1 protein-coding gene is annotated in these 376 nt (G+C 65.4%); it reads left to right on the top strand.

What is annotated here, in order from left to right:
* A partial coding sequence (locus EN846_RS33830) for a UDP binding domain-containing protein (protein ID WP_135928114.1) occupies positions 1–376 on the top strand: 376 nt, incomplete at both ends.

Here is a 376-nt window from a genome sequence, read left to right as displayed (position 1 = left end):
GCAAGACCTTTGCCGTGTGGGGCCTGGCCTTCAAGCCGAACACCGATGACATGCGCGAAGCCTCCAGCCGCCGACTGCTGGCGCAACTGTGGGAAGGCGGTGCAACGGTGCGTGCCTACGATCCGGAAGCGATGCACGAATCGCAGCGCATCTTCGGCGAACGCGATGACCTGGTGTTCTGCAGCAATGCCGAAGAAGCGCTGCAGGGCGCGGATGCACTGGTCGTGGTGACCGAGTGGAAGCAGTTCCGCAGCCCCGATTTCCAGAAGCTGCGCGAGCAGCTGAAGGACGCGGTGGTGTTCGACGGGCGCAACCTGTACGAGCCGGCGGATGTCGAAGCGGCGGGCCTGGCGTATTACGGCATCGGCCGGGGGCG

This window comes from Mesorhizobium sp. M4B.F.Ca.ET.203.01.1.1 (assembly GCF_004791025.1).
Classification (GTDB): domain Bacteria; phylum Pseudomonadota; class Alphaproteobacteria; order Rhizobiales; family Rhizobiaceae; genus Mesorhizobium; species Mesorhizobium abyssinicae.
This window is presented reverse-complemented; position numbering and strand designations above follow the sequence as displayed.